Below are 26,543 nucleotides of genomic sequence, written 5' to 3'. Positions count from 1 at the left end.
GGGAACGCGACCATGCTGGAACTGCGCAAGGACATTTTCGCCGACGAGCGCGACGATAATCTGAAGGAGATCGGCAAGGGCACCCAGCGCCAGGACATGCTCGGCCATGTCACGGGCACATCCAGCTATTTCAACGATCATAAACTTCAGGGCATGCTGCACCTGAAGGTCGTGCGCTCGACGCATGCGCATGCAAGGCTCCGCCGCATCGACACCGCGGACGCGGAGCGCTCGGCGGGTGTCCGGCGGATCATCCGCGGCGCCGACGTACCGGTCAACCTCAACACGCTGCTCAGCCTCATCAACTTCGGCAAGGACGATGAGCCGTCGCTGGCCGTCGACAAGGTGCGCTACAAGGGCGAGCCGATCGTCGCCATCGTCGCCAACAGCGAGCGCGAGGCCTTCGAGGCGATCGCAAAGGTCAAGGTCGACTACGAGCCGCTGCCGACCGTGCTCGACGTCGAGGACGCGCTGAAGCCCGGCGCGCCTGTGGTCAACGAAACCTATCCGAAGAACGCCTTCATCTATCACGACGTCTACGATCACCAGCGCCTGCGCTTCGGCGATGCCGACGCGGCGCTTGCAATCGCCGACCACGTGCTCGAGCAGCGCTACCAGATGTCGCCGATCGAGCACGCGCCGACCGAGACCAACGGCGCGATCGCCGCGCCCGACACCAACGGCCGCTACGTCGTCTACACCTCGACGCAGGCGCTGTTCTTCTCGGTCGACACCTGCGCCAAGATTTTGGACGTGCCCTCGAACACATTCCACTTCATCGGCGGCACCGTTGGCGGCGGGTTCGGCGGCAAGGTGGACACTCTGACCGAGCCGCTCGCGATCCTCGGCGCGATGCTGACCGGGCGCCCCGTCCGCTACGTGTTCGGGCGCGAGGAGGAGATGCAGTACGGCCCGCCGCGCGGCGCCGAACGCATCTACATCAAGGACGGCGTGATGCGCGACGGCCGCATCGTCGCGCGCAAGATCCGCGCCTACTTCGATAGTGGGGCCTATACACGGCTGTCGAGCTACGCCGCGGTGAAATGCGCCGCGCATCTGCCGGGCCCCTATACCATCCCGAACGTCTATGGCGACGTCTATTGCGTCTTCACGAACCGGACGCCGGCCACCGCAATGCGCGGCTTCGGCGTCACCGCAATGGATTTTGCGATAGAGTGCCAGATGGACAAGCTGGCCAACCTCGTCGGCATGGACCCAATGGAGTTCCGCATCCTCAACGCCTATCGCGACGGCGACATGAAGGCGCACCGGCGCGAGGCCAAGAACACAGCATTGATCGAATGCGTCCAGGTCGCGGCCGAAAAGGCAAAGTGGCCGATCCGCGAGGAGTTCAAGCGCGCCTCCTCGCGCAAGGATGGCGGCGGTAGCCGCGCCGTGATCCCGCCGACGCCCACGGATTCGCGCAGCCGGCCTGCGGCTCCGGCGCAGCAGCGCACCAGCTATGACCGGCTTCCGCCCACTGTCACCCGCGAACCGCCGCGCGAGCCGCCACCGCCCGCTCCGCCGCCCCCCTCGCCGCGGCCAGCAGCGCCCTCGCATGGCACGACCCGCTTCTCATCCGTGTTCGGAACAAGGAGACGCTGAGATGACCAGGCATCGCGGACGCGGCATGGCGTCAATCAACTATCCCATCGGCATGAATCTCGGCGGCGATCCGAGCCAGGCGCTGGTGCATTCCAACCCGAGCGGCAAGTTCACCGTGGCGCTGTCGTCGATCGATCTCGGCCAAGGCATGAAATCGGTGACGCGGCAGATCTGCGCGGAGACCTTGGGCGTGCCGGTCGAGGACGTCTATGTCGACACCGCCGATTCCGACACCGGCCCGCATTGCATGGGCTCGTTCGCCTCGCGCGGCACCCATCGCGTCGGCAACGCCGTGATGGCCGCTGCCCGCGAGGCACGCGGCGTGATGATGGAGGCGGCGGCCGAGGAGCTCGAGGTCAACGCCGCCGATCTCGAAACCGACGGCCGCGGCAACATCCACGTCAAGGGCGCGCCGCACCGCTCGATCTCGACCAAGGACGTCGCGATCGCAGCGCAATTCAAGCAGGGCAAGACTATCTCCGGACGCGGCATCTTCCTCGTGCCGCTCTCCGATGTCGATCCCGAGACCGGTGAGATGTCGCCGGCGACCTGCTACGCCCATGCCTGCCTCGTCGCCGAAGTCGAGGTCGACGACGAGACCGGCGAGGTCGCGATGGTCCGCATGGACTCCGCCTATGAGCTCGGCCGCGCGCTCAACCCGCGCCTGGTCGAGCAGCAGCTCGTCGGTGGCGCCTGGATGGGCGTCAGCCACGCGCTCTACGAGACGCCCGAGCCTTATTACCCGGACCCGGCTCACGGGCCCCGCGACTTCGTCGAATATCTGATGCCCGGCCCCGGCGACATCTGCCCGCACGATATCGCCGTGCTGGAACGGCCCGCGCCTGACGGTCCGTTCGGCGCCAAGGGGCCCGGCGAGATGTGCGCCAACCCGGTACTGCCCGCCGTTGCCAACGCGATCTTCAATGCCGTCGGCGTGCGCATCGACGATTTGCCGATCACGCCGGAAAAGGTGCTGCGGGCGATCAAAGCCCAAGGCGGCGCACGGCCGCAGGCACGGCGCTGAGGGAGACACCGTGGCCGTTCGTAGCAACATCGTCGGTATCGACAGCCCGGAGGCGCTGGAGAAGGCGTTGCGGGCGGCTTATTACCTCGCCGACGAAGGGCTCGCGACCGCCGCCTATCTCGGCCTTGCCCTCGGCAAACCGCTGCTGCTGGAAGGCGCGCCCGGCGTCGGCAAGACGGAAGCGGCGAAGGCCATCGCCGCCGTGCTCGGCCGGCAATTGATCCGCCTGCAATGCTACGAGGGCATCGACGCCTCTGCCGCGCTTTATGAATGGAACTACCCGCGCCAGATGCTCGCGATCCGCCAGGCCGGCGACGACAGTATCGACATCTACGGCGAAACCTTCCTGATCGAGCGGCCGATGCTGGCGGCGCTGCGCGCGCCCGATTCAACCGTGCTGCTGATCGACGAAATCGACCGGGCCGACCAGGAGTTCGAGGCGTTCCTGCTCGAATTCCTGTCCGATTTCCAGATCTCCATCCCCGAGCGCGGCACGGTCCGCGCGGCCGAGCGTCCCGTGGTCGTGCTGACCTCGAACCGGACGCGCGATCTGCACGAGGCCCTGCGCCGCCGCTGCGTCTATCACTGGATCGACTATCCCACCGCCGAGCGGGAGGCGCGGATCATCATGATGCGCGCATCCAGCGTCGCCGAAGCCACGGCCCGCGCCGTCGTCGCAGCCGTCGAGAAGCTGCGGCGCGAGCCGTTGAGCAAGGCGCCCGGCATCGCCGAGGCCGTCGACTGGGCTGAGGCCGCGACGCTCCTCAACAAGGGCGGCGCACGCTGGCCCGACGCCTTCAAGCGCTCGATCGGCGTCGCGCTGAAGGACGAGGAGGACCTGCACTTCATCGCCCCCCGGCTCGATGCCATGCTCGCGGAGGCGACCGCATGAGCACCGAGCAGCAGCTCCCGCGCGCTGCGCGCATCTTCGTCTCGTTCGTCGCGCTGCTGCGTGCCAACGGTTTCGCCGTAGCGCCGGAGCAGACCACCGCCTTTCTCGCCGCGATCGCATTGCTCGGTCCGCGCGACCTCGACGACATCAGGCAATCTGCGCTCGCCACGCTCGCCCCACCGCCCGAGCGGCGCGCCACCTTCGACCGGCTGTTCGACCTTCATTTCCGCGGCAGCGAGGCCATTGCGCGCGACGACGAGGGCGAGGACGACGAGACCGTCCGTCTCCAGGAGGAAGGCCGCGGCGACGAGGAGCCCCTGCTCTCCGATGACGCCAACGAGTCCGGCCTGACCGCGACGCGCACCGAAGCGCTGGTCGAGCGCAGTTTCGGCCAGCTCTCAACCTCCGATCCGCTCCGCCGCCTGGCGCGCGAAGCCCCGCGACGCCTGCCGCGGCGGCGTGGGCACCGTCGCATGCGGGCCCGCCGCGGCCCCTTTGCCGACCTCCGCCGCACCCTGCGCGACAGCGTCCGCAGCGACGGCGAGATTTTGCGGCTCGGCCACATGAAGCGGCGCCAGCGCTCGCGCAAGATGCTGCTGCTGATCGACGTCTCCGGCTCGATGAAGAGCCGCACCGAGGAGAACATGAAGCTCGCGCACGCGCTGATACAGGCGGCGCCGAATGTCGAGGTCTTCACCTTCGGCACGCGGCTGACCCGTGTCACCCGCGCGCTGCGGCTGAAGCGCCGCGAGCAGGCGTTGAACGCCGCGGCGCATCTGGTCAGCGACTGGGACGGCGGCACCCGCATCGGCGACGCGCTGCAAGCCTTCCTCGCGGTCCCGCGGTTCGGCGGCTATGCCCGCGGCGCCGCCGTGGTCGTCGTGTCGGATGGACTCGAACGCGGCGAGCCCGACGCGCTTCGCGACGCAGTCGCGAAACTGGCGCGGCGGGCCTGGCGCCTGAGCTGGCTGACGCCGCTCGCGACAGGACCGGGCTTCCGCCCGCAGACCGAAGCGCTCGTCGCCATCGAGCGGTTCGTCGACGATCTCGTGGACGGCGGATCGAGCTCCTCGATCGTCGCCCATGTACTGGCACAGGGACGAAGGAGAGCTGCGTGAACGATATTGTCGACGGCCATCATCACATTTGGCGGCAGGCCGACCTGCCCTGGCTGACCGGCCCCATGCAGCCGCGCATCTTCGGACCTTACGAGCCGATCCGCCGCGATTATCCGATCGAGGAGTATCTCGCCGATCTCAAGGTCACCGGCGTTGCCCGCTCCGTCTATGTGCAGACCAATTGGGCGCCCGAGCATTTCGAGGAGGAAGCCGCCTGGGTGCAGCGCACGGCCGAGGAGCACGGCTGGCCGCATGCCATCGTCGCCTACGCCAATTTCGCAGCCGACGACGTACGCCCGCAGCTCGACCGCCTCAAACGCTATCCGCTGCTGCGCGGCGTGCGCATGCAGCTGCACTGGCACGAGAACCCGCTGTACCGCTTCGCGGCTCGTCCGGATCTCTGCGCCGATCCCGTGATCCGCCGCAACGTCGCGCATCTCGCCGATTACGGCTGGAGCTTCGACTTGCAGGTCTTCACGCCGCAGATGCCGGATGCCGCACTGCTGGCGGAGTCCTGCCCCAAGGTGACGATCGTCCTTCAGCATGCCGGCATGCTGGAGGATCTCTCGCCGGCGGGCCGTGCGGCCTGGCGTGCGGGAATGGCCCGGCTCGCGGCCTGTCCGAACGTGGTCTCAAAACTGTCCGGGCTCGGCACCTTCATCCATCGCAATGATCCCGCGCATATCGCCGCCGTGCTCACCGACACCGTTGCAATCTTCGGCGCCGAGCGCTGCCTGTTCGGCTCCAATTTCCCGATCGAGAAATTGTGGACCAGCTATCGCGATCTCGTTAGTGCCTTTCGCGCAGCTGCCACCCCGTTCAGTGCGGAGCAGCAGGACGCGATCTTCAGGGCGACGGCGACGCGCGTCTATCGGCTTTGACAGACAAGACACGAGACAGGAGGGCAACGAATGGCGCTGGAGATCAAGATCCTGGACTATGGCGATATCGAGCTGGAATCGAGCTTCCTGGTGCTCGGCCGCGACTGCGGCCGTACCCGCCGCGTCCTCACCCTCGGCTTCCTGATCCTCGGCGGCCCCTATCCGGTCGTGGTCGACACCGGCTACCGCTCCAACCAGATCATGGAGACGCTGGGGATGCGCGGGCTGCAGTACCATGAGCACATGATCGAGAACCAGCTCGCGCGCCACGGCGTGCGCATGGGCGACGTGCGCTTCGTCTGTCACACCCATCTGCACATCGACCATGCCGGCAAGGACGACCTGTTCCCGATGAACACGACCGTCGTCGTCAACCGCAAGGAGCTTGAATATTCCGTCTCCGGCCTGATGCATCCGCAATATCCAGCACCCGACATCAAGCACCTGATCGACCGCCTGCACACCAAGAGCGCGCTGCGCTTCCTCGACTTGGAGATCACCGGCCCGATCGAGCTGATGCCCGGCGTCTATTGCGATGCCGCCAACGCCCACACCGAGGGATCGATGAACATCATCGTCCACACCGCCGATGGCATCGCCACCATCTGCGGCGACGTGATCTACGACTTCAACGACCAGATTGTCACACCCTTCCACGAGATCCACGATTGGGAGCCACGCACCACCGGCAATCATGGCACCAGCAAGCGTGCGGAAAAGGCCGCGATCAAGAAGCTGCTGAGCAGTTCGCGCTATCTGCTTCCCGTCCACGATCGGCCTGCCAAGATCGAAGGCGGCAATGTCGTCGGGCGGCTGCACGATCAGGTCCCCGGACCGATCGTGCAGTCCCTGCCGCAGCGCAACTGGTTCCCGGCCTGAGATGATCTTTGAGATAGACCGATGACGCATGTCACCCTGCGAAGCGAATTCGAGAGCCTGATCGACCCCTACGCTCCCGTTGCACAGATCGGCACCGGCTTCGACTTCACGGAAGGGCCGATCTGGCATCCGGTCGATCGATACCTGCTGTTCTCGGATATGCCCGCTGACGTGCGCCGGCGCTGGGACGCGCGGCGCGGCGTCGCCGAGGTCAAGCGTCCCTCGAACAAATGCAACGGCATGACCTATGACGCCGACCTCAATTTGATCGTCTGCGAGCACGCGACCTCGTCGCTCGTCCGCGAACGTCCGGACGGCCGGCGTGAGGTACTCGCTTCGCATTTCGGCGGCCAGGAACTCAATAGCCCGAACGACGTGTGTGTGCACAGCTCAGGCGCGATCTATTTCTCCGATCCCTGGTATGGCCGGATGCCGGTCTATGGCGTCGAGCGACCGCGCCAGCTCGGTTTCCAGGGCGTCTACCGGGTCGTGCCCGGCGCCGAACCCAGGCTCGTGGTCGAGCGAAACCTGTTCGATCAGCCGAACGGGCTGTGCTTCTCGCCGGACGAGACGCTGCTCTACGTCAACGACACCGTACAGGCCCTGATCCGCGTGTTCGACGTCAACGGCGACGGTTCGCTGTCGAATGCGAGGGTGTTCGCGAGTGGCATCAAGTCCGAACTCGAGCCTGGCCTGCCCGACGGCATGAAGTGCGACCAGCACGGCAATGTCTGGGTCACCGCACCCGGCGGCGTCTGGGTCTATTCGCCGCGCGGCGAGCTGCTCGGCAAGGTCCGTGTGCCGGAGCTGGTCGCCAACCTCGCCTGGGGAGGGCCGGATTTCCGCTCGCTTTATCTCACCTCGACGCATTCGGTGTACGCGATCCCGACCAAGGTCGGTCCGCGCCATGAGCCCTATATGAGCGGCAGGCGCGCCGGCAGCGGAGCGGGCCCGGCTCCATCTCCGGCCTCGCCTGTCCTCACCGAGGGCGAGATGAGGCTCGATCCGCAGCGCTGCGCCATGATCATCCAGGATCTCCAGAACGACGTCATCATGGACGGCGGCGCGTTCGCCGAGTCAGGCGCGCCGGGGCACGCCAAGCAACAGCACGTCGTGGAGAATGTGCGGCGTCTTGCGGAAGCTGCGCGCGCCCGCGGCGTCCCCATCATCCATGTCTGGTTCATCGTCGAGCCCGGCGCGCCCGGCGTCACGCTCAACGCCCCGCTGTTCGAGGGCCTCGTCGACAGCAAGGCGATGGTGCGCGGAAGCTGGGGCGCGGCCCCGGTCTCAGGCCTGGAGCCGCGGCCCGGCGACTTCGTCGTCGAGAAGATGCGGATGAGCGCCTGGGAGGGCACGCGGCTGGAGACGATCCTGAAAGCGACCGGCCGCGACATGATCATCAATACCGGCGCCTGGACCAACATGTCGGTCGAACACACCGCGCGCACCGGCGCCGACAAGGGCTATTTCATGATCGTGCCCGAGGATTGCTGCTCGACCATGAACGCCGACTGGCACAACGCCTCGATCAATTTTGCCATGCAGAACGTCGCGGTCGTGACCAGGGCCGATACCGTCGTCAGAGCGCTGGGATGAGCTGTGGCAAAGCTCCTGCATCTGTCCTGCTCGCCCCGCGCCGAGTCCGTCTCGACGGCCGGCGCACACGTCTTCCTTGATCGCTTCCGCCAGGCGCGGCCGGATTGGGACGTCGATGTCGTGGACCTCTGGCGTGAGCGCATGCCGGAATTCACGGGTCCCATCGTCGAGGCCAAGTATGCGCGCATGAAAGCTCAGGCCTTCACCGAGGCGCAACGCGACAGCTTTGCCGAAGCCGAGCGCATGGCGCTGCGCTTTTCGCTCGCCGATCGGGTGTTGATCTCGACCCCGATGTGGAACTTCGGCATTCCCTACAAGCTCAAGCAATGGTTCGACGTCATCGTCCAGCCCGGGCTCACCTTTCGGTTCGATCCGTCCCAGGGATATTTCCCGCTGCTGAAGGATCGGCCGACACTGGTGATCATCGCCAGCGGCAGCGATTTTGCCACCGGCATGAACCGCGGCCGCATCGACATGGCAACGCCCTACCTGCGGGAAATCCTGCGCTTTGTTGGAATCAGCAATGTCCGTTTCATGCTGATCGGTCCAACCACTGGACCGCAGCAGCCGATCGATGCCGCCCGTGACAGGGCCTATCAGCGCCTCGCTGCAATGGCCGCGACCTTCTAGGCACTTCGGTGCCTCAGCGAGCAATTACGCCGCGCCGCCAAGATAGAGCCGCTTGACGATGTCGTTGCCCCTCAATTCGTCGACCGAAGCGGCCGCCACGACGATTTCACCATGCACGATGATATAGCCGCGGCTCGCGATCCGGATCGCCTGATTGAAGTTCTGCTCCGCCATCAGCACGGTCAGGCCGAGGTTTTGATTGAGTTCCCCGATCTTGGTGATGGTCTGCGAGACCAGTAGCGGCGAGAGACCCACCGAAGGTTCGTCGACCAACAACAGGCGTGGTGACGACATCAGGGCGCGCGCAATCGCCAGCATCTGCTGTTGTCCGCCCGACATCGTGCCCGCGAGCTGCCCCTGCCGCTCCTCGAGGACGGGAAATGCTTCGAAAGCGATCGCAAGGTTGCGGTCGATACTGCGCCGGGCTGACTTGCGGAACGCGCCGAGCATCAGGTTCTCGAGCACGGTCAGCCGGGGGAACAAACGCCGTCCCTCTGGAACCATCGCTACGCCGAGTTCGACGATGTCTTCGGCCGACAGACGGGACAGATCGTGCGCCGTACCGTCGATCGTAAGCGATATGGCCCCACGCTGCGGCCGCACCAGGCCCGCGATGCACTTCATCAGCGTGCTCTTGCCGTTGCCATTGGTGCCAAGCAAGGCAACGGTCTCGCCGGCCTCGACATGGAGCGAAACGCCGCGCAACGCCTTCACGGCGCCGTAACCCGCATCAAGATCGTTGATGGCGAGGCTAAGTGCCAAGGTAAGCCTCCTGCACGCGTTGGTCGGCCATGACTTCGGATGGCGTGCCGATGGCGATGATTCGGCCAGCGTCGAGGCACATGACGCGTTCGGAGAAGCGCATCACGGCCTGCATGATGTGTTCGATCATGATGATGGTGATGTCCCGGCTTGCAAGGCTGAGCAGCAGGTCAAGCACCTCGTCGACTTCCGAGCTGGAGAGGCCTGCCATGGCCTCGTCCGAAATCAGGAGCTTCGGATGCGTCGCCATTGCACGCGCGAGTTCCATCTTGCGCAATTCCACCTGACTAAGCTGCGTGGCCGAGACGTTGGCCTTCGAGGCGAGGCCCATTTGATTGAGGATCGACATCATGGTGTCTCGCCGCTGCGCCACCGAGACGTGCTCGTGCGCGGCAAAATCGAGCGCGACCATGAGATTTTCGGCGACCGTCATGCTCCTGAACGGTCGCGGAATCTGGAAGCTGCGGGCGATGCCGCGGCGCGTGCGCACATGCGGCTGCAGCGGCGTGATGTCCTCATCGCGAAACAGGACGGTGCCGGGTTCGGTACGAAACGCGCCGGAAATGCAGTTGATCAGCGTGGTCTTGCCCGAGCCGTTCGGACCGATCAGGCCGAACCGTTCGCCGGGCCGAATGTCGACGCTCACGTTGTGGAGCGCCGTGAACCCGCCGAAACGCTTGGTGAGCGACGAAATCCGCAGCAGGGGCGACTGGGTTCCTGAGAGCGTCATACCTCGCCCTCCTTGCGGTCGCCGCGCAGCTTGCGGATCAGGCCGATGATGCCCTCCGGGGCGCCCACGACAAACAGCACGAGCATCACGCCCAGCACCAGCACATTGACTTCCGACGAGATCGTTACCGTCAGCAATTGCTGCGTTGTGCCAAGCAGGATCGCGCCGATGATCGGTCCGGACCAATGCGCGGTTCCGCCGATCAGAGACATCGCGAGTGTCGTGACGGAGTAGTTGAGATTGAACGCGGACGCAGGGTCGGCATATTGCAGGTACATCGCCGCCGGCGCGCCGACGGCGCACATCAGCGCCCCTGAGATCACACAGGCCAGCAGCTTCAACCGCAAGGTCGGCACGCCCGTGCATTCGGCCGCAAGCTCGTCGTCCCTCAGCGCCTGCAGGCCGCGGCCGATCCATGAGTTCTGGATGTAGCGCGAGATCGCAACCGCCAGAACCACGAGGAGAGCCTGGACGAAGAACAGCATCTGCACATAATTGTCGAATGGCGCCATCACCGCCGGCCGCTGGATCTGGATACCCGCTGCTCCGCCGACGTATCGCCAATTTGTTATCGTCGTCTCGATGATGATCGTCAGCGCAATCGTCGCGATCGAGAAAAAGATGCCCTGCATGCGAAGCGTCAAGAGACCGAGCGCAAACCCCATGAGCGCACCGATCGCGGCGCCAGTCAGTATCTGCAGGGGTAGCGGCGCGCCAAAGGCCTTGACCAGGAAGACCGCGGCATAGACGCCGACGCCGAAAAACGCGCTGGTGCCGAAATTTACATAGCCCGCATAACCGCCGAGGATGCTCCATGCCACGGCAAGCGCGATGAACTGCAGGATGACGTAGCCGGCAAAGAATGGATACTGGTTGCCGACGACCTGTGTCATCACAAAGACCGCGACGAGAAAGACGGTCGCTCCGGTCCAGAAAGCAATGCTGTTGCGTGTCATGATCGCCTGCCAAACAGGCCTTGCGGCCTTACGGCGAGAACGCCGAGCAACATCGCAAAGGAAATCGCCGGAGCCCAGGAGGCGCCGAACATGGTGAGCACAATCGTCTCGGCAACACCGAGAATGATGGCGGCGACGAGCGTGCCGCCCATACTGCCGAGCCCCGCCATCACAACGACGCAGAATGTACGCCCGATATAGGCACGGTCGAGTGTCGGATCGACAGGAGCGACGATGATGAGCAGGGCGCCGGCGATCCCGAGCACGGCCGTGGCGATGCCGAACGCCCACTGCTTGATCCTGATCGGGTTGGCGCCCATCAACCGCAACGCCTCCTGGTCCTGCGCGACCGCCCGGATGGCGCGTCCCATGAAGGTCCGCGACAAATACAGCGTGAGCAGGACGGTCAGTGCGGTCGCGACGACAAAGGCGACCAGGAGCCGGTACGGAATGCGGATATCGCCGAGCCGCCAGGCCCTGCCGACATAGTCGGCGGTGACGGAGCGCTGATCGACGCCGAATTGCAGGATGATCAGCACTTCGATGATGAAGGCGACGCCGAAGAAGAAGGCGATGCCGCGCACCGCGGCGTCGCTGCCTCGCTTCTCGAACGTTTCGTAGTACAAGCGATAGGCCACGAGCCCGAGCAGAAAGAATACCGGTGTGATCAGGAGCCCGGCGATCAGCGGATCAACGGCATAATGCTCGTTGAGGAAATACACCGCGTAGGACGCCAGCACCAGAAACGCCGGATGCGCCACATGGGGGACGTCAAGCAGCCCGAACGACACGGACAATCCGAGGCTGACCGCGCCGTAGAAGCAGCCGAGCAGCACCCCGATCACCACCGCATCGAGCAGCAGATCAAATGAAAACAATTGAGATCCCCCTTGACCCGCTTTGAGATCGACTCCCCGATCAACTCGTGCCGGGGTAGCCGATCCTGGGACGATCTTTACCGAGCCGTCTCGCGATATCCAGCTTACTTCCGCGCGGCCTCAAACGGAGCGACCAACTCGCCGGATTTCAGGTTCTCCGGGAACAGGATCACCTGCTTGCCCGAGCTGCGGAACTGCTCCATGTTCTTATCCACGACGCCGCGGAACTGGGCCTGCAGCACCGCAGTTTCCTTGCGCTCGCCATCAGGTGAAAACGCGATCGGACCGACGATGGTCTTGTGGGTGTTTTCGCGCAGATATTTTGCGAGTGCCTTCTGCTCCAGCGATCCCACCGCGTTGATGGCCTGCTCGATGAGCTGGCCGCTGGCATAGCCGAACGGCGCCAGATAATAGCCGAGTGGATCGATCTTGGCTTCGACGGCACGTTTTGTGTACTTGTCGAAGAACTCCTTGGTGCCCTCGAAATACATGCTCTTTTCGGGCAGCCACGTGTTGTAGTTGACGACGCCGTTGAGCAGCGATCCCATATTCTCCATCACGGCGCCGAACTGCAGGCCGACCATGCCGCCGCCGAAAACCTTGACGTTGTCGCCGATCCCGATCTCGTTCACGGCACGCAGGATGCCCGCCGAATCCGGCGGATAAGACGCGATATAGACGATGTCGGGCTTGGATGCCTTGAGCGCGCGGATGATGCTGGAGAACTCCACCGTGTTCGGCGGATAGGCCTGGTCGAATACCATCGGCAGGTTGCGCTTCGCTGCGACTTCACGCGCGGTCTTCGCCAGATTCTGCGCGAATTCCTGGTCGGCGGCCAGCAACGCCATGGATTTGCCGCCGGCCCTCTGACCGATATCGAGGAACGAAGTGGCCCAGCTGTCAGCCGGTCCCCACGGCGCATTGTTGAACCACATGTCATGGCCGACTTTGCTGTTGACCTGGAAGGAGAAGTTACCCATCAGCAGAAGCCCACGCTGCTTGACCATTGGCATGATCGGCGCCGTCGGCACGGTAGCATAGGGCGCGAACAAGAGGTCGACCTTGTCGACATCGATCAGCTTCGAATAGATCGCCGGCGTCTCCGACGCGCTCGATTTGTCGTCATAGACGACGAGTTCGATCTTGCGGCCTCCGAGCAGCCCGCCCCTGGCGTTGACGTCGTCACGCCAGATCTCGATGCCGAGCAGCGAGGCCTTGCCGCCACCTGCAAGACCGCCGGTCTGCGGCATGCTCATGCCGATCCTGATCGGCGTCTGCTGCGCCTGCACCAGCTTGGCGCCGAACGGCGAGGCAGCGAGCGTTACGCCGGCAGTCGCCAGCAGCCGGCGGCGGGAAATCGATCCTGGCTTGGAGACCTTCTTCGACATTGGCAGTTCTCTCCCCTAGGTCGTTGTTGCTTGGTGTGATTGTATTGTTTTGCGGCGGCGTCCCTCGTCAGATCCGTCCCAAGGCCGTCAGGATAAGCTGCGGTGTCAGGGGGATCTCGGTGATTATTGTTCCGAACGGTTCGAGCGCATCATTGACCGCGTTGGCCACTGCCGCCGCCGCGCCTGCGGTACCGGCCTCGCCCGCGCCCTTGGCGCCGAGCTCGGACTCCCGCGTCGGCGAGACGACGTGGCCCACGTCGATGTCGGGCATTTCGCCGGACATCGGCACCAGGTAATCGGCCATGTTGGCGTTGGTCAGCTGTCCCCGGTCGTCATAGACGCACCTTTCAAACAGCGCCGCACCAAGCCCCTGCACCACTCCGCCCCTGATCTGTTCATCGACCAGCTGCGGATTGATGATGGTGCCACAATCCTCGACCACCCAGTGCTTGAGCAACTTGACGAAGCCGGTGTCGGCATCGACTTCGACCCAGGCGGCTTGAACGCCATTGGTAAAGGCGAAAGGATATTCACGGGGCACATAGTGCCTTGTCGCCATCAGTTCGGGCTGGATGCCCGGCGGCAGGGTGTCGGGACGGAAATAGACGATGCGCGCAAGCTCATCGAGTTCGATGCGCGGCGCGCCGTCGCTGACATTGACCACGGCATTGTCGATGATATCGAGTTCGGCCGAGGTCGATTGCAGAATGACGGCGGCCACATCGAGGATATTCTTGCGCAAGACCTTCGTCGCCTGCAGCGCCGCCTCGCCGCCGATGCCGGCGCCGCGCGAAGCCCAGGTGCCGCCACCGTAGGGCGTCATGTCGGTGTCACCGAGCATGACGCGGACGCGATCCATGGAAACGCCGAGGACGCTGCCCACGATCTGCGCCGTGAGCGACTGCGAACCCTGCCCCTGCTCGGTGATGCTGGTCTGGCAGATCACCGAGCCTTGCGCATCCAGCCGCACCGCCACGCCATCCTGTGACGATATCTTCGCCCCGCCAACGCCATAGAACGCGGCGCTGGGATTGGTGACTTCGATAAAGCTCGCGATGCCGATGCCGCGATGAATGCCTTGCTTGCGCAAGGCCACCTGCTCGGCACGCAGCGCTTCATAGTTCATCATCTCGACGATCTTGGCCAGCGACGCATGGTGCGACAACTGCTCGAACCGCAGCCCCGACGGCGAGGCGCAGGGATAGGCGTCGTCAGCAATGAGATTGCGGCGGCGGATTTCCACCGGATCCATACCGATCTTCATGGCGGCGAGATCGACCAGTCCTTCAGTCACCGAGCAGGCAATGGGATGGCCGACCGCGCGGTACTGGCACATCACGTTCTTGTTCTGAAACACCACCCGCGCCCGGGCGCGATAGTTCTTCGTGGTGTAGGGGCCGCCGACGAGGTTGACGACCTGGTTGGCCTCGATTGCGCTCGTGCGCGGGTACATCGAATAAGGCCCGATGCCGGTCAGATCGTCGATCTCGAACGCCGTGATGGTGCCGTCGCGCTGGACGCCGATCTTTCCCTTGCAGCGATGGTCGCGGGCGTGAATGTCGGTATTGAAACTCTCGACGCGGTCGGCGACGAATTTTATCGGCCGACGCAATAGCTTGGCCAGCGCATAAGTCGCCATCTCGTCGGCGTAGATGTGCACCTTGATGCCAAACGAGCCGCCGACATCCTTGCAGACGACGCGAACCTGCGACTCTCGCAAACCCAGGTGCAGTGCAGCGATGTTCTGCACCATATGCGGGGCCTGCGTCCCCTGATAGATCGTGAGCCGCGCTTCCGCGGCATCCCAGTCGGCAACGACCGAACGCGGCTCCAGCGTCACGCCGGTGTGGCGGCCGAAGATGAATTCGGCCTCGACCACCGCATCGGAACCGGCGAAGGCTTGATCCACGGCGCCTGCGTCGAGGACGCGCTCGAACGCCAGATTGTCGCCAAGCGAAGCATGAATGACCGGTGTCGCCGGATCGAGTGCCGTGCGCATGTCGGTGACGGCCTCGAGCTCCCTATACTCGACCGCAACATGCTCAGCGGCATCCTCAGCCGCCGCACGGCTCGTCGCCACGATGGCGGCCACCGCCTCGCCCTGCCAGCAGACCCGGTCGACCGCGATCGCCGATTGTGGCGCGGATTTGAGGCCCTTGAGATGGGAGAGCACGCCGATCCACGGCGTGATGACGTCCGCAAGCTCTTTGCCGGTGACGACCGCGATCACACCCGGCATCCGCCTTGCAACGGCGGCGTCGATGCTCACGATCTCCGCGTGCGCATATTGCGAGCGCAAGAACACGACATGCGCCATCCGCGGCAGCTCCATGTCGCTGACATAGCTGCCCCGGCCCTGCAGCAGCCGCTCCAGATTCGGCCGGGGCACCGTCTTGCCGATATAGGAGTTCGGCCGGTCCAGGACCGACAGCCTTTCCGGATTGCTGCGGGCCGAGCTCATGCCTTCAGCTCCATCCGCGCCCGCGCGGTCGTCTCGATCGCGTCGATGATGGCGTGATAACCGGTGCAGCGGCAGTAATTGCCCGAGAGGTGCTCGCGGATCTCTTCACGCGCGGGCGTTCGGTTCTCGCGCAACAGATCCTGCGCCGCCATCAGCATGCCCGGCGTGCAGAAGCCACATTGCAGCGCATTGCGGTCGCGAAACGCCGCCTGCAGATCGGCGATCTCGCCGGAGTCGGACAGCCCCTCGATCGTCTCGACCACGGCGCCATTCGCCTGCACCGCCAGCATCAGGCAGGAGCGCACAATCTCGCCGCCGACGCGCACCGTGCAAGCTCCGCAGACGCCATGCTCACATCCGAGATGCGTGCCCGTCAGTTTCAGGTGCTCGCGCAGGAAATCCGCAAGATTGAGTCGCGGCAAGACATGCGCTTCCACGCGCTCGCCGTTGACCGTGACTGAGATCGCCATTGGAGCCGTCACGTCCGTCCTCCGATGTCGAGATCGGGACGGTTCAGGAGCGAAGCGACGCAGCGCGCCAGCAAGACTCTTGCGAGATGCCGGCGCATTGCGGGCGTCGCCTGCTGATCCTCATGCGGATCAAGCTCATGCGAAAGGGCGTCGGAGGCCTCGGCCAGCAGTGCGGGCGTGATTGCAGCGCCCGCCAGTTTGTCGGCAGCCTTCGCCAGGACGGGCTTGTCGCCGACGGCGAAATAGCCGAGCCGGAGGTCGGCAAACCGATCGCCCTGCAGCACGGCCTGCGCCGCAAGGCCGACGATCGCATAGTCGCCGTGCCGCCGCGCAAACTCCTGGAAGAAATGCGCCGAGCCGGTATGGGCGACTGGCAGTTCGATGGCGACCAGCAGGTCCTGCGGTGCCAGCTGCGTCTCGTAAATCCCGGTGAAAAAATCCTCCGCAGCAATCCGCCGCTCGCCGCCGGGGCCGTGGACGACGATCGACGCACCCAGCGCCAGCATGCAGGCGGGCAGTTCGGATGCCGGATCGGCCTGCGCGAGGCTGCCGCCGATGGTACCCCGGTTGCGGATTGCGGGGTGCGCCACATGCGCCGCTGCCGCCCCGAGCAGCGGCGCGCATTTCACAATGTCGGATGATTTCAGGAGATCGGCATGCCGGGTCAGCGCGCCGATGACGAGTATATCGTCCTTGACCGCAATCCCGCGCAATTCGACGAGTTCGCCGATATCGACGATCACCTCCGGCGCAACCAGCCGCAGATTCATCGCGGGGATCAGGCTTTGCCCGCCCGAAAGCACCCTCGCTTTCTCTCCGTGCACGGCAAGCAGCTCCAGCGCATTGGCAACGCTGGTCGCGCGTGCGTAGGTGAAAGCCGCGGCTTTCATTCAGGCAAGCCCCTCCCCGGAACTGCTTTTCTGCTTTTGAGGGGATTAGAGGGTGGGACTTTTCGAAGGTCAAGCGACTAGATTTCGCAGTCTTTTCGACTTTCGGACTTGCCTTGATCGACCGGCCGACGCACCCTCCCGCCAACAAGAACAGCTCGGGGAAGCACAGCAATCATGAAGCTCGGGTTCTTCACGATGCCGATCCATCCCCTGGACAAGGATTGGCGGCAATCCCTGAAGGAGGATCGGGAAGCCTTCCTGCTGGCGGACGAGCTCGGATTTTCGGAAGCCTATGTCGGCGAGCACGTCACCGACCGCGCCGAAAACATCACGTCCTGCATCGCTTTCATCGCCTGGCTTGCCGCCGCCACCAAGCAGATCAAGCTCGGCACCGGCACGGTCAACATGCCGAACAGCCATCCGGCCGCAATTGCCGCCTCTATCGCAATGCTCGACCACATGCTCGACGGCCGGCTGATCTTCGGCATCAGCCCGGGCGGCCTGCTGTCGGACGCCGAGCTGTTTGGCAATCTCGAGGCCGATCGCAATGCGATGTTCCTGGAGGCCATCAACCAGGTGCTGGCAATCTGGGAGGGCAAGCCACCTTATAATCTTGCAGGCAAATACTGGAACATCTCGATCGAAAAAACCCTGATCGAGGACATCGGTCAGGGCTTTATCGCAAAGCCGCTGCAACGTCCGCATCCACCGATCGTGGTCACTGCCGTCGCGCCCTTCTCCAAGGGCGTCACTGAGGCGGCCGCGCGCGGCTGGGAACCGATTTCCGCCAACTTCCTGATGCCGGCATGGGTGAAGAGCCACTGGCCGAAATATGTCGAGGGCTGCGAGCGCGCCGGGCGTCGGGCCGATCCCGCCAACTGGCGCGTGGCCAAAAGCGTATTCGTCGCCAAGGATGCCGCTACCGCCAAGGCCTACGCCACCGACCCCAACGGACCTTACGTCTACTACTATCGCTCGCTCTTCACCAAGCTGAAGCGAAATGGTCGCATCGAGCTGTTCAAGACCCGGCGCGACCAGCCCGACGATGAGGTGACGCTGGAGTCGATCTGCGAAAAACTCATCATCTACGGCACACCGGAGAGCGTTGCCGACCAGTTGCTGGCTTTCCAGGAGGACGTCGGCACCTTCGGCACGCTCCTCTACGCCGGCAAGGATTGGCGCGACCGCGAGGCCGGCCGCCGCTCCATGATCCTGATGGCCGAGCAAGTCATACCACGCGTCAACGCCGCCTCTGCCCGAAGCCGCGACGCCGCAGGTTGAACACGATGGCTCTCTCCGATCGCATCCCCTACATCGCTCAGGTCGACCGCCCGAAGCTCAAGCTGCCCGGCGGCAAGAGGCTCGCCGTCTGGGTCATCCTCAATGTCGAAGAATGGCGGATCGAAAATGCCATGCCTCGTACTGTGCTGTCGCCGCCAATGGGGCAGCCGCTGTTGCCCGACGTGCCGAACTGGTCGTGGCATGAATACGGCATGCGCGCGGGTTTCCGGCGCCAGTTCAAGGCACTCACGGAGCGCAACATCCCGGTGACGCTCGCCATCAACGGCAATGTCTGCAATTCCTACCCCCGCGTCGCCTCCGCCGCGCTGGAAGCCGGGTTCGAGTTCATGGGCCACGGCTTCCTGCAGGGGCCGATGCACAGGCTCGACAACCAGGCCGATGCGATCAAGCGCGCGGTCGACACCATCACCAAATTCGCCGGCAAGCCGCCGCGCTCATGGGAGAGCCCTGGTCTCACCGAAACCGAGGCAACACTCGACCTGCTCCGCCTCAACGGCATCGAATATGTCGCAGATTGGGTGATCGACGATTTGCCGCAGGAGATCGCCACGCCCCACGGCACCATCACCACCATCCCCTATTCGGTGGAGACCAACGACATAGTCATCCATGCGCTGCAGCATCTGCCGTCCGAGCAGTTCTTGAAGCGCTGCACCGACCAGTTCGACCGCCTTTATCTCGAAGGCGCCGATAATGCGCGGGTGATGGCGATCTCGATCCATCCTTACATCACCGGCGTGCCGCACCGGATCAAGTATCTGGAGGCACTGCTCGACCATGTCAGCAGCCATGATGGCGTCGCGCTGATGACCGCAAGCGAAATCGGCGACTGGTACCGCGCCGAGATGGCGGGAAAATAGCGCAGATCTATTTGCTGTCGCCAGATGCGTTCGCTCTGCTGATCGATGAGCCGGGTCTGCGCGACGAGCCCAAACGATGCGGGTTTGTCGTTCTGTCTCTCCACCGCTCGAGGACGGTGATTACTCCGATTGGGTCAGCGGATTTCATTCACATAGCGATGGTGCGCGGTCGTCGCGCGGTGCTCGCTGAGCAGCGCCAATGCTCCGGTCTGATCGTAGGCCTCTTCGTGAATGGCCAGGACGGCGCTCGGCGAGCGCAAGCCGAGCAGACGCCGGTCTTTCGCGTCCGCGAGCTCTGCCGACAATTTTTCGCGGACCGCAGCAACGCGGATGCCGTAGACGTCGAGCAGATGAAGGTAGAGAAGCGCCGGCACACGTGCCGGCTCGCGCGGGAAATCGGGCACGCGGCGCGCAAGGAGCTTGATCTGCGAATGCATGACCGGCACGCCGCCGATTCTCCGGATGCGGTCGAGACATAGCAGCGGCTCACCCGCCGGCTCCGAAAAGAGCGCGGCTTCCTCGGCGCCTGCCGGCCGGATTGCCACGGACAAGACCTCAGGTACGGAGCGCTGCAGGCCGCCGTCCTCACCATGCAGGCGGAAGTATTGAAAGAAGAAGCGCAGGCTGTGCTGCGGAGCACGGCCGGTGACGACCGTACCGGTCTTGCGACGGCGCACCAGCATGCCGTCGGCAGTCAGGTCCGCCAGCGCCCGGCGAATGGTGCCAACCGCAACTCCGTACCGCGTTGCAAGCGCGACCTCTCCCGGCAGCACCGTACCCGGAGCCAGCTCTCCAACCAGGATCGCCTCGGCGATCTGCCGCTTGACGTGCTCGTACAGAGGAACCGGCAGGCTCGACGAGCCCGTCACCGCCGCTTTTGCCTGTTTACCGGTCACCTCTGCCTCATTCTTTGGAATTGACAGCAATCGGTTCTCATCGTGTATTTCTTTATAGAATATAGAAATGAGCTGCCGCAAATGGTTTCTCCGCTTAACGGTCCAGCGCAGTCCGGGCTAAGCCTGGGTTTCGCCGAAATCGAACGCGCTGCCGAAAGCGCGGTCGACGATCTTGCGCGGATGGTGGCGGTCGACACGACCTTCCCACCCGGTGCGGGATACCAGGCGTTTGCCGGATTGATGGAGAGCTTCGTCGCGCCGCTTGGCCTCGAGTGCCGGCGCATCGATGTCCCCGAGCACCTGTGGCGCGTCGCTGGCGGCCCGGCGCAAGGCGCGCGCACCAATCTCATCGCGCGCCGCCGCTCCGGCAGGCCGGTGCTGGGCTTGTATTTTCACGTCGATACGGTGCCGGCCGCGCCGGGCTGGGCCACCGATCCGCTGCACTTGACGCGCGACGGCGACCGTCTGATCGGCCTTGGCGCCGCCGACATGAAGGGGACGATCGCGGCCGTGCTGCTGGCGCTGCGCGCCGCCGACCGCACCGGCCTGCCGCTCTTCTATGATCCGATGCTGCTGCTCTGCACCGACGAGGAAGGCGGGCTCCATCCCGGTGTCCGCTATCTCGCGGACCGGGGCTTGCTCGAGGGGCACATCCTCAACTTCAACGGCGCGGCGGCGCCACGCATCTGGGCCGGTTGCTTCGGGCTGTTTACGCTGCTGGTGAAAGTCCATGGCAGGACGGTTCATGCGAGCGAAGCGGCAAACGCCGGAAGCGGCGCCAATGCCATCGAGGCCGCGCTGCCGATCCTCAATGCGCTCGCCGCCTTGAAGCCGGACATCGCAGAGCGCATCTCCGCCCTGCCCGCCGCGCCAGGCGCGACACGCCCGCTTGCCGCACAGCTCGATATATCGGCCGCTCATGGCGGCCAGTGCGGCGGGCAGATTCCCTCGCGCTTCGATATCCTGATCTGCCGCCGCTATGCGCCGGAGGAGGATTTCCTCGCCGCGCGCCACGAGATCGAGGATGCGATCCGCAAGGCTGCGCCGTACGCAGAGATCGAAATCGCACTGACGGGGCACCTGATGCCGACGTCGGATCCGACCGGTCCGCACTGGCCGCGTTGGCAGGACGCGCTGTCGGCCGGATTCGGCTACGCACCCGACGAATTCGCCAAATGGGGCGCAACGAGCTGTTCCGACTTCGGCTGGGTGCAGGCGACCGGCATGCAGGAGATCCTTCTGACCGGCCTCGGTCGGCCGACCAGTCGCATTCACGCGCCCGGCGAATTCACCACGCTCACCGACATCGTCGCGCTCGCAAAGTCGGTCCTGGCTTATCTGTCCGCCGAATTCCGTCCCGACCTTTCGCCCGAAGCAACCGCCATTCGCTAACTCGAGGAGCCTACTGCCATGCTGTCCGTCACCCGCCGCCTGTTTCTTGCCGGCACGGCCATCAGCCTCGTCACTCTCCCCAGGATCGCCGTCGCGGATACCCCTAAGCGCGGCGGCGTGCTGCGGATGTCGCTCGACCAGGCGGCGTCGGTGATTCACCCGATGCTGGCGCGGGTCAATCCGGAATATCTCGTCACCGAATTGCTCTATTCCAACCTGACCCGGCTGAAGCCGGACATGACCGTCGAGCCGGACCTCGCGCTCTCCTGGGAGCCGAACGAGGCGCGGACGGAGTGGATCTTCAAGCTGCGCCCGGGCGTGACGTTCCACGACGGCTCGCCGCTGACGTCGGAAGATGTCGTCGCCAGCATCAATGCCATTCTCGATCCGAAGACCGCCTCCCCCGGCCGGACCAATGTCGGTCCGATCAAGGAGGTCGCGACGATCGATCCCCTGACCGTCAAGTTCACGCTATCAGGCGCCTATGCCGATCTGCCGGTGGCCCTGACCTATCTCAACGCGCGGATCGTTCCGGCGAAGGTCATCGCCTCCGACCTCACCAGCCTCTCCACGACTGCAAACGGCACCGGCCCGTTCAAGCTCGTGTCCTACGAGCCCGATCGGAAGATCGTCGTCGAACGCAACGCCGCCTATTACGACCCGACACGGCCTTACCTCGACCGCGTGGAATTGCTCGTATATCCGGACCGCACCGCCGAAGCGTCGGCGATGATCTCCGGCGAGATCGACCTGCTTCTGACGACGACGCCCGGCGAATACGAGCGGCTCGTGAAGGCGAGCGGCGTCAAGGCGCTGCGCACGCCCTCCGGCCAATTCCTCAACATCAACCTCGGATGTGATCAGAAGCCGTTCAACGACGTCAGGGTCCGCCAGGCGCTGGCGCTGGCGGTTGATCGCGAGGCGACCGTCGGCTTTGTCGCCGGCGGTTACGGAACCCCGGGCAACGACACGCCGCTCAATTCCGCCTATCACTTCTACAAGAACATCCCGATGAAGAAGCCCGACGTCGCCAAGGCGAAGCAGCTTCTGGCCGACGCCGGCTATCCCAACGGCATTGACCTCACGCTGATCGCATCCGACAGGCCTGCGACCCGCACCCAGCTCGGCGTCGCGGTTCGCGAGATGGCCGCGGCGGCCGGCTTCCGCATCAACGTGCAGACGATGCCGCACGCGACCTATCTCGACCAGGTCTGGAAGAAGGGCAATTTCTACGTCGGCTTCTACAACATGCAGCCGACGGCTGATGCGATCTTCAACCTGCTCTATACGTCCAATGCGACCTGGAACGAGACGCGCTGGAACAACAGCGCGTTCGATGCCGTCATCAATGCGGCCCGCGTCGAGACCGATGAGGCCAAGCGCACCGCGCTCTATGCCAAGGCGCAGGAGATGATGAACACGGAGGTCCCCACCGTGATCTCGGCGTTCTTCGACCTTCTGGCCGCACAGCGCTCCTACGTCGAGGGCTACGCGCTGCATCCGCGCGGTTCGGTCTTCCGCCTCGATCTGGTTTCGCTCGGCGCCGGCGCGCCGAAGCGCGGCTGACGCGGAGGCTTCGGGTGTCGCTTGCCTGGTTCGCGCGCCGTCTGCTGCTGATGGTCTACACCGTCATCGTCGTGTCGATGCTGGTGTTCGCCATCACGCAGGTCCTGCCGGCCGACGCGGCCCAGTCGCTGCTCGGCGAGAATGCGACGCCCGAAATGCTGGCTGCGCTCAGGGCGAAGCTTGGGCTCGGCGCTCCGGCCTGGCAGCAATATCTGCGCTGGGCCGGCCACGTCTTCACCGGCGATTTCGGCATCTCGATGCGGACCAGCCAGCCCGTCGGCCCGGAAATGCTGAGCGCGCTGTCGCGTTCGCTGCTGCTCGCGGCATCGTCCATCCTCGTCACGCTGGTCGTCGCCGTACCACTCGGTGTGGTGGCGGCGCTGCGGCAAGGCAGGGCCGCCGACACCGGCGTTAGTCTGATCGCATATCTCGGCGTCTCACTGCCCGAATTCGTCACCGCGACACTGCTTGCGCTCCTGCTGGCCGACACGTTGCATTGGCTTCCGGCGACGGGCTACGTGTCGCCGCTGGAAAATTTCGGCGACGGCATCTCTCATTTGGCGCTGCCGGTGCTGACGATTTCGGTGATCCTCATCGCGCACGTGATGCGCATGATGCGCTCCGAGACGCTGGACGTGCTGAAATCGGACTATATCCGCGCAGCGCGCCTGAAGGGTTTGCCGGAACGCAGCGTGCTATTCCGTCACGCGCTGCGCAACGCGCTGTTGCCGGTGGTGACGATCATTGCGCTCGATGTCGGCTACCTGCTCGGCGGCATCATCGTGATCGAGGAGATCTTCGCCATTCCCGGCATCGGACGGGCCCTCATGGTCGCCATCACGGCGCGCGACCTGCCGTCGATCCAGGCGGGCGCGTTGATCATGGCGGCGACCTACGCCGTCACCAACACGCTTGCCGACATGGCCTATGCCGTTCTCGACCCGCGGATCCGCTATGACTGAGCTGCTCATCCGCCTGATCCGAAGACCGCAGGGGCTCGTCGGCGTGACGCTCCTGGCGCTCATTGCCATTGCATGCCTGTTCGGGCCGGCGCTTGCCCCGTACGCGCCGGAGAAGATCGATTTTCTCGGCCGGTTTCGCCCACCCGGCTGGCAGAACTGGCTTGGCGCGGACCAATTCGGCCGCGACATCCTGAGCCGCCTGATGGTCGGCGCCCGCTCGACCGTGCCGATGGCCCTCATCGCGACCTTCGTTGGCAGCGCGGCCGGCGCCATCATCGGCGTCGGCTCGGCCTATCTCGGCGGCCGAACCGACGAGGCCATCATGCGCACCAACGACGCGGTGATGGCGATCCCCGGCCTTCTGCTCGCGCTATTGCTGGTCTCGACGCTCGGCAATGGCGCCGGCAACGCCGTCATCGCCATTGCGGTGGCTTTTGCGCCCGGCATGGCGCGCGTCACCCGCTCCGTTGCACTCAACGTGCGCAATCAGGACTACGTCAAGGCGGCCATCGCGCGTGGCGAGGGCGCAGTCTGGATCATCTTCCGCGAGATGCTGCCCAACGTGATGGCGCCGATCGTGATCGAATCGACCATTCGCGTGTCCTTTGCCGTCATGCTGTTCGCGACCCTCAGCTTCCTCGGCGTCGGGGCGCAGCCGCCTGCATCGGAATGGGGGCTCATGGTGGCCGATGCCCGGCAGTACATGTACCAGGCGCCGTGGGGTCTGATCGTGCCCGCGGCGGCGATCGCACTCACCGCCATTGCCTTCAACCTGCTGGGCGACGGCCTTCGCGACGCCCTCAATCCGAAGGATGAGCGGTGATCCCTGCCCTTGCCATCGAGAACTATACGCTCGACTACGCGACGGCCGCAGGACCGGTGCGCGTGCTGCACGACATCTCGCTTCAGATCGGCCCGGGCGAAGTGCTGGGCCTCGTAGGCGAATCCGGCTCGGGCAAGAGCTCGCTCGCCTGGGCGCTGATGCGCCATTTGCCGGACAATGCCCGCGAGATCGCAGGCTCCCTGCATCTCGGTGACACCGACCTCCAGCGCCTGAGTCCGCGCGGGCTGACCCGAATCCGGGGACGCCGCCTCGGCATGGTGTTCCAGGATCCGTCGACCTCGCTCAACCCGACCCTCACCATCGGCCGGCAAGTGACGGAGACGCTAATCCAGCACCGCGGCCTCAAGCAGCGCGAAGCGGATGCGCTGGCCGTCGACCTGCTCAGTCATGTCGAACTGCGCGATCCCGCCGCGATCATGCGACGCTATCCGCACGAGATCTCCGGCGGCGAAAAGCAGCGTGTCATCATTGCCACGGCGTTCGGCTGCCGGCCTGATGTCATCCTGTTCGACGAGCCGACCACGGCGCTCGACGTCATCACCGGTGCACGCATCCTCGAACTGTTCGCCCGGCTGCGCGAGGAAACTGGCGTTGCCGCACTCTATATTTCCCACGACCTCGCGCTCGTGACGCGGGTTGCCGACCGGGTCGCGGTCCTGAAACACGGCCGTCTGGTGGAGCAGGCCCCGGCCGCCGAGATTTTCCGCGCGCCCCGGCATGCCGATACGCAGGCCCTCGTGCAGGCCGTGCCGCGGCCGGAACGGCGTCTCATTCACGACAAGTCCAGTGACGATGTCCTTCTCGCGGCTTCGGACATCGAGGTCCATTACGGTCGCGGCAGCCTCTTCGGCCATCCGCCGCCGCCCGCGACCAAACGCATCGGCCTCGATGTGCGGGCGGGAGAAATTCTCGGCCTCGTCGGCGAATCCGGCTCGGGCAAATCCTCCGTGGCACGTGCGCTCACCGGTCTTGCCCGCTTCTCGGGGAAAGTCCGCTTCGACAATCGCGAGATCACAGGCGCGCGTGACATGAACGCGGCCTATCGCCGCGACGTGCAGATCATCTTCCAGCATCCGGATTCCTCGCTCAATCCGCGCCAGAAGGTCGGCGAAATCCTGTCGCGTCCCCTGAAGCTGTATGGCGGCAGCACCGCCGAGATTCCCCGCCTTCTCGAACAGGTCCGCCTGCCGACGTCCTTTGCCGATCGCTGGCCGCACCAGCTTTCCGGCGGCCAGAAGCAGCGCGTCGCCATCGCACGGGCCTTTGCCGCGCGGCCAAAGCTCGTGATCTGCGACGAGATCACCGCGCCGCTGGACGTCTCCGTGCAGGCGCAGATCATCGAATTGCTGCTGGCGCTGCGCGCCGCGACCGGAACCGCCTTCCTCTTCATCACCCACGATCTCAACCTCATCCGTCAGATCGCCCACCGCATCGCCGTGATGCGCCGCGGTGAAATGGTCGACCTGTTGCCGGCCGAGGATTTCGACGCAGAGCACGTTCATCCCTATACCCGCGAACTGATGGCCGCCTCGCCCGTACCGGTCGGCTGACGACAAGGATT

General features: G+C 64.8%; 24 protein-coding genes. 15 read left to right on the top strand and 9 right to left on the bottom strand.

Annotated elements, in window-relative coordinates:
- The first annotated feature begins 12 nt into the window (after positions 1 to 12).
- Genes JQ603_RS08960 through JQ603_RS08925 form a run of 8 tightly spaced genes read left to right on the top strand, consistent with a single transcriptional unit; the run spans position 13 to position 8,625 of the window.
- Positions 13 to 1,605 (top strand): xanthine dehydrogenase family protein molybdopterin-binding subunit, encoded by a 1,593-nt coding sequence (locus tag JQ603_RS08960; protein WP_212338395.1) that lies wholly within the window; start codon positions 13 to 15, stop codon positions 1,603 to 1,605.
- A gap of 1 nt (position 1,606) precedes the next feature.
- Positions 1,607 to 2,629 carry a xanthine dehydrogenase family protein molybdopterin-binding subunit gene (locus JQ603_RS08955; RefSeq protein WP_091887626.1) on the top strand — a complete coding sequence of 341 codons (1,023 nt, stop codon included), beginning with the start codon at positions 1,607 to 1,609 and terminating at the stop codon, positions 2,627 to 2,629.
- A 10-nt stretch (positions 2,630 to 2,639) separates the two neighbouring features.
- On the top strand, positions 2,640 to 3,521 hold the full coding sequence (locus JQ603_RS08950) for an AAA family ATPase (protein WP_063694533.1): 882 nt from the start codon (positions 2,640 to 2,642) through the stop codon (positions 3,519 to 3,521).
- Positions 3,518 to 4,639 carry a vWA domain-containing protein gene (locus tag JQ603_RS08945; RefSeq protein WP_212338393.1) on the top strand — a complete coding sequence of 374 codons (1,122 nt, stop codon included), beginning with the start codon at positions 3,518 to 3,520 and terminating at the stop codon, positions 4,637 to 4,639. Before JQ603_RS08950 ends, JQ603_RS08945 begins: the two co-directional genes overlap by 4 nt.
- A complete protein-coding gene (locus JQ603_RS08940) occupies positions 4,636 to 5,520 on the top strand; it encodes an amidohydrolase family protein (RefSeq protein WP_212338391.1) in 885 nt (294 codons plus the stop codon). The genes JQ603_RS08945 and JQ603_RS08940 overlap by 4 nt, the downstream gene beginning before the upstream one ends.
- A 30-nt stretch (positions 5,521 to 5,550) precedes the next feature.
- Entirely contained in the window at positions 5,551 to 6,399 is an 849-nt protein-coding gene (locus JQ603_RS08935) for an MBL fold metallo-hydrolase (RefSeq protein ID WP_027557068.1), read from the top strand.
- Positions 6,400 to 6,420: 21 nt separating this feature from the next.
- Positions 6,421 to 7,995, top strand: a complete 1,575-nt coding sequence (locus tag JQ603_RS08930) for an isochorismatase family protein (protein WP_212338389.1) — start codon at positions 6,421 to 6,423, stop codon at positions 7,993 to 7,995.
- 3 nt (positions 7,996 to 7,998) lie between these two features.
- Complete coding sequence (locus tag JQ603_RS08925; RefSeq protein WP_212338387.1) at positions 7,999 to 8,625, top strand: FMN-dependent NADH-azoreductase; 627 nt, start codon at positions 7,999 to 8,001, stop codon at positions 8,623 to 8,625.
- A 24-nt stretch (positions 8,626 to 8,649) separates the two neighbouring features.
- On the opposite strand, the gene JQ603_RS08920 is transcribed toward JQ603_RS08925, so the two are convergent.
- The 8 genes from JQ603_RS08920 to JQ603_RS08885 form a co-directional block, all read right to left on the bottom strand.
- Entirely contained in the window at positions 8,650 to 9,339 is a 690-nt protein-coding gene (locus JQ603_RS08920; protein WP_349630718.1) for an ABC transporter ATP-binding protein, read from the bottom strand.
- A 37-nt stretch (positions 9,340 to 9,376) separates the two neighbouring features.
- Positions 9,377 to 10,117, bottom strand: coding sequence for an ABC transporter ATP-binding protein (locus JQ603_RS08915; RefSeq protein ID WP_212338381.1), 741 nt, complete (start codon positions 10,115 to 10,117; stop codon positions 9,377 to 9,379).
- Complete coding sequence (locus tag JQ603_RS08910; RefSeq protein ID WP_212338378.1) at positions 10,114 to 11,073, bottom strand: branched-chain amino acid ABC transporter permease; 960 nt, start codon at positions 11,071 to 11,073, stop codon at positions 10,114 to 10,116. Before JQ603_RS08910 ends, JQ603_RS08915 begins: the two co-directional genes overlap by 4 nt.
- Complete coding sequence (locus JQ603_RS08905) at positions 11,070 to 11,951, bottom strand: branched-chain amino acid ABC transporter permease (protein ID WP_212338375.1); 882 nt, start codon at positions 11,949 to 11,951, stop codon at positions 11,070 to 11,072. The genes JQ603_RS08910 and JQ603_RS08905 overlap by 4 nt, the downstream gene beginning before the upstream one ends.
- A gap of 104 nt (positions 11,952 to 12,055) precedes the next feature.
- Positions 12,056 to 13,339: an amino acid ABC transporter substrate-binding protein gene (locus JQ603_RS08900; RefSeq protein ID WP_212338372.1), complete on the bottom strand. Its 1,284-nt coding sequence runs from the start codon at positions 13,337 to 13,339 to the stop codon at positions 12,056 to 12,058.
- A 67-nt stretch (positions 13,340 to 13,406) separates the two neighbouring features.
- Entirely contained in the window at positions 13,407 to 15,800 is a 2,394-nt protein-coding gene (locus tag JQ603_RS08895) for a xanthine dehydrogenase family protein molybdopterin-binding subunit (protein WP_212338369.1), read from the bottom strand.
- Entirely contained in the window at positions 15,797 to 16,282 is a 486-nt protein-coding gene (locus JQ603_RS08890) for a (2Fe-2S)-binding protein (protein ID WP_349630717.1), read from the bottom strand. The genes JQ603_RS08895 and JQ603_RS08890 overlap by 4 nt, the downstream gene beginning before the upstream one ends.
- The gene (locus JQ603_RS08885) at positions 16,279 to 17,160 is read right to left on the bottom strand and encodes an FAD binding domain-containing protein (protein ID WP_212338367.1); all 882 of its coding nucleotides are present in this window, start codon (positions 17,158 to 17,160) and stop codon (positions 16,279 to 16,281) included. The genes JQ603_RS08890 and JQ603_RS08885 overlap by 4 nt, the downstream gene beginning before the upstream one ends.
- Before the next feature lie 174 nt (positions 17,161 to 17,334).
- On the opposite strand from JQ603_RS08885, the gene JQ603_RS08880 reads away from it, so the two are divergent.
- Complete coding sequence (locus JQ603_RS08880; RefSeq protein WP_212338365.1) at positions 17,335 to 18,441, top strand: LLM class flavin-dependent oxidoreductase; 1,107 nt, start codon at positions 17,335 to 17,337, stop codon at positions 18,439 to 18,441.
- A 5-nt stretch (positions 18,442 to 18,446) separates the two neighbouring features.
- Positions 18,447 to 19,322, top strand: coding sequence for a polysaccharide deacetylase family protein (locus JQ603_RS08875; RefSeq protein ID WP_212338363.1), 876 nt, complete (start codon positions 18,447 to 18,449; stop codon positions 19,320 to 19,322).
- A gap of 134 nt (positions 19,323 to 19,456) precedes the next feature.
- Here JQ603_RS08875 and JQ603_RS08870 read toward each other — a convergent pair whose 3' ends face one another.
- Positions 19,457 to 20,218 (bottom strand): GntR family transcriptional regulator, encoded by a 762-nt coding sequence (locus JQ603_RS08870; protein WP_212339952.1) that lies wholly within the window; start codon positions 20,216 to 20,218, stop codon positions 19,457 to 19,459.
- 81 nt (positions 20,219 to 20,299) lie between these two features.
- Here JQ603_RS08870 and JQ603_RS08865 point away from each other — a divergent pair, with 81 nt between their 5' ends.
- The 5 genes from JQ603_RS08865 to nikE are packed head-to-tail and all read left to right on the top strand — an operon-like array spanning position 20,300 to position 26,532.
- Complete coding sequence (locus JQ603_RS08865) at positions 20,300 to 21,610, top strand: M20 family metallopeptidase (RefSeq protein WP_212338360.1); 1,311 nt, start codon at positions 20,300 to 20,302, stop codon at positions 21,608 to 21,610.
- Positions 21,611 to 21,628: 18 nt separating this feature from the next.
- The gene (locus JQ603_RS08860; protein WP_212338358.1) at positions 21,629 to 23,176 is read left to right on the top strand and encodes an ABC transporter substrate-binding protein; all 1,548 of its coding nucleotides are present in this window, start codon (positions 21,629 to 21,631) and stop codon (positions 23,174 to 23,176) included.
- Between the two features lie 14 nt (positions 23,177 to 23,190).
- Positions 23,191 to 24,138 (top strand): ABC transporter permease, encoded by a 948-nt coding sequence (locus JQ603_RS08855; protein ID WP_212338356.1) that lies wholly within the window; start codon positions 23,191 to 23,193, stop codon positions 24,136 to 24,138.
- Positions 24,131 to 24,961 (top strand): ABC transporter permease, encoded by an 831-nt coding sequence (locus JQ603_RS08850; protein WP_212338354.1) that lies wholly within the window; start codon positions 24,131 to 24,133, stop codon positions 24,959 to 24,961. Before JQ603_RS08855 ends, JQ603_RS08850 begins: the two co-directional genes overlap by 8 nt.
- Positions 24,958 to 26,532 (top strand): nickel ABC transporter ATP-binding protein NikE, encoded by a 1,575-nt coding sequence (gene nikE, locus JQ603_RS08845; protein ID WP_212338353.1) that lies wholly within the window; start codon positions 24,958 to 24,960, stop codon positions 26,530 to 26,532. Before JQ603_RS08850 ends, nikE begins: the two co-directional genes overlap by 4 nt.
- The last annotated feature ends 11 nt before the right edge of the window (positions 26,533 to 26,543 follow it).

This window comes from Bradyrhizobium liaoningense, from assembly GCF_018130825.1.
GTDB lineage: Bacteria > Pseudomonadota > Alphaproteobacteria > Rhizobiales > Xanthobacteraceae > Bradyrhizobium > Bradyrhizobium liaoningense_B.
The sequence above is the reverse complement of the archived record's forward strand: the minus strand, read 5'-3'. Positions and strand labels throughout refer to the sequence as shown.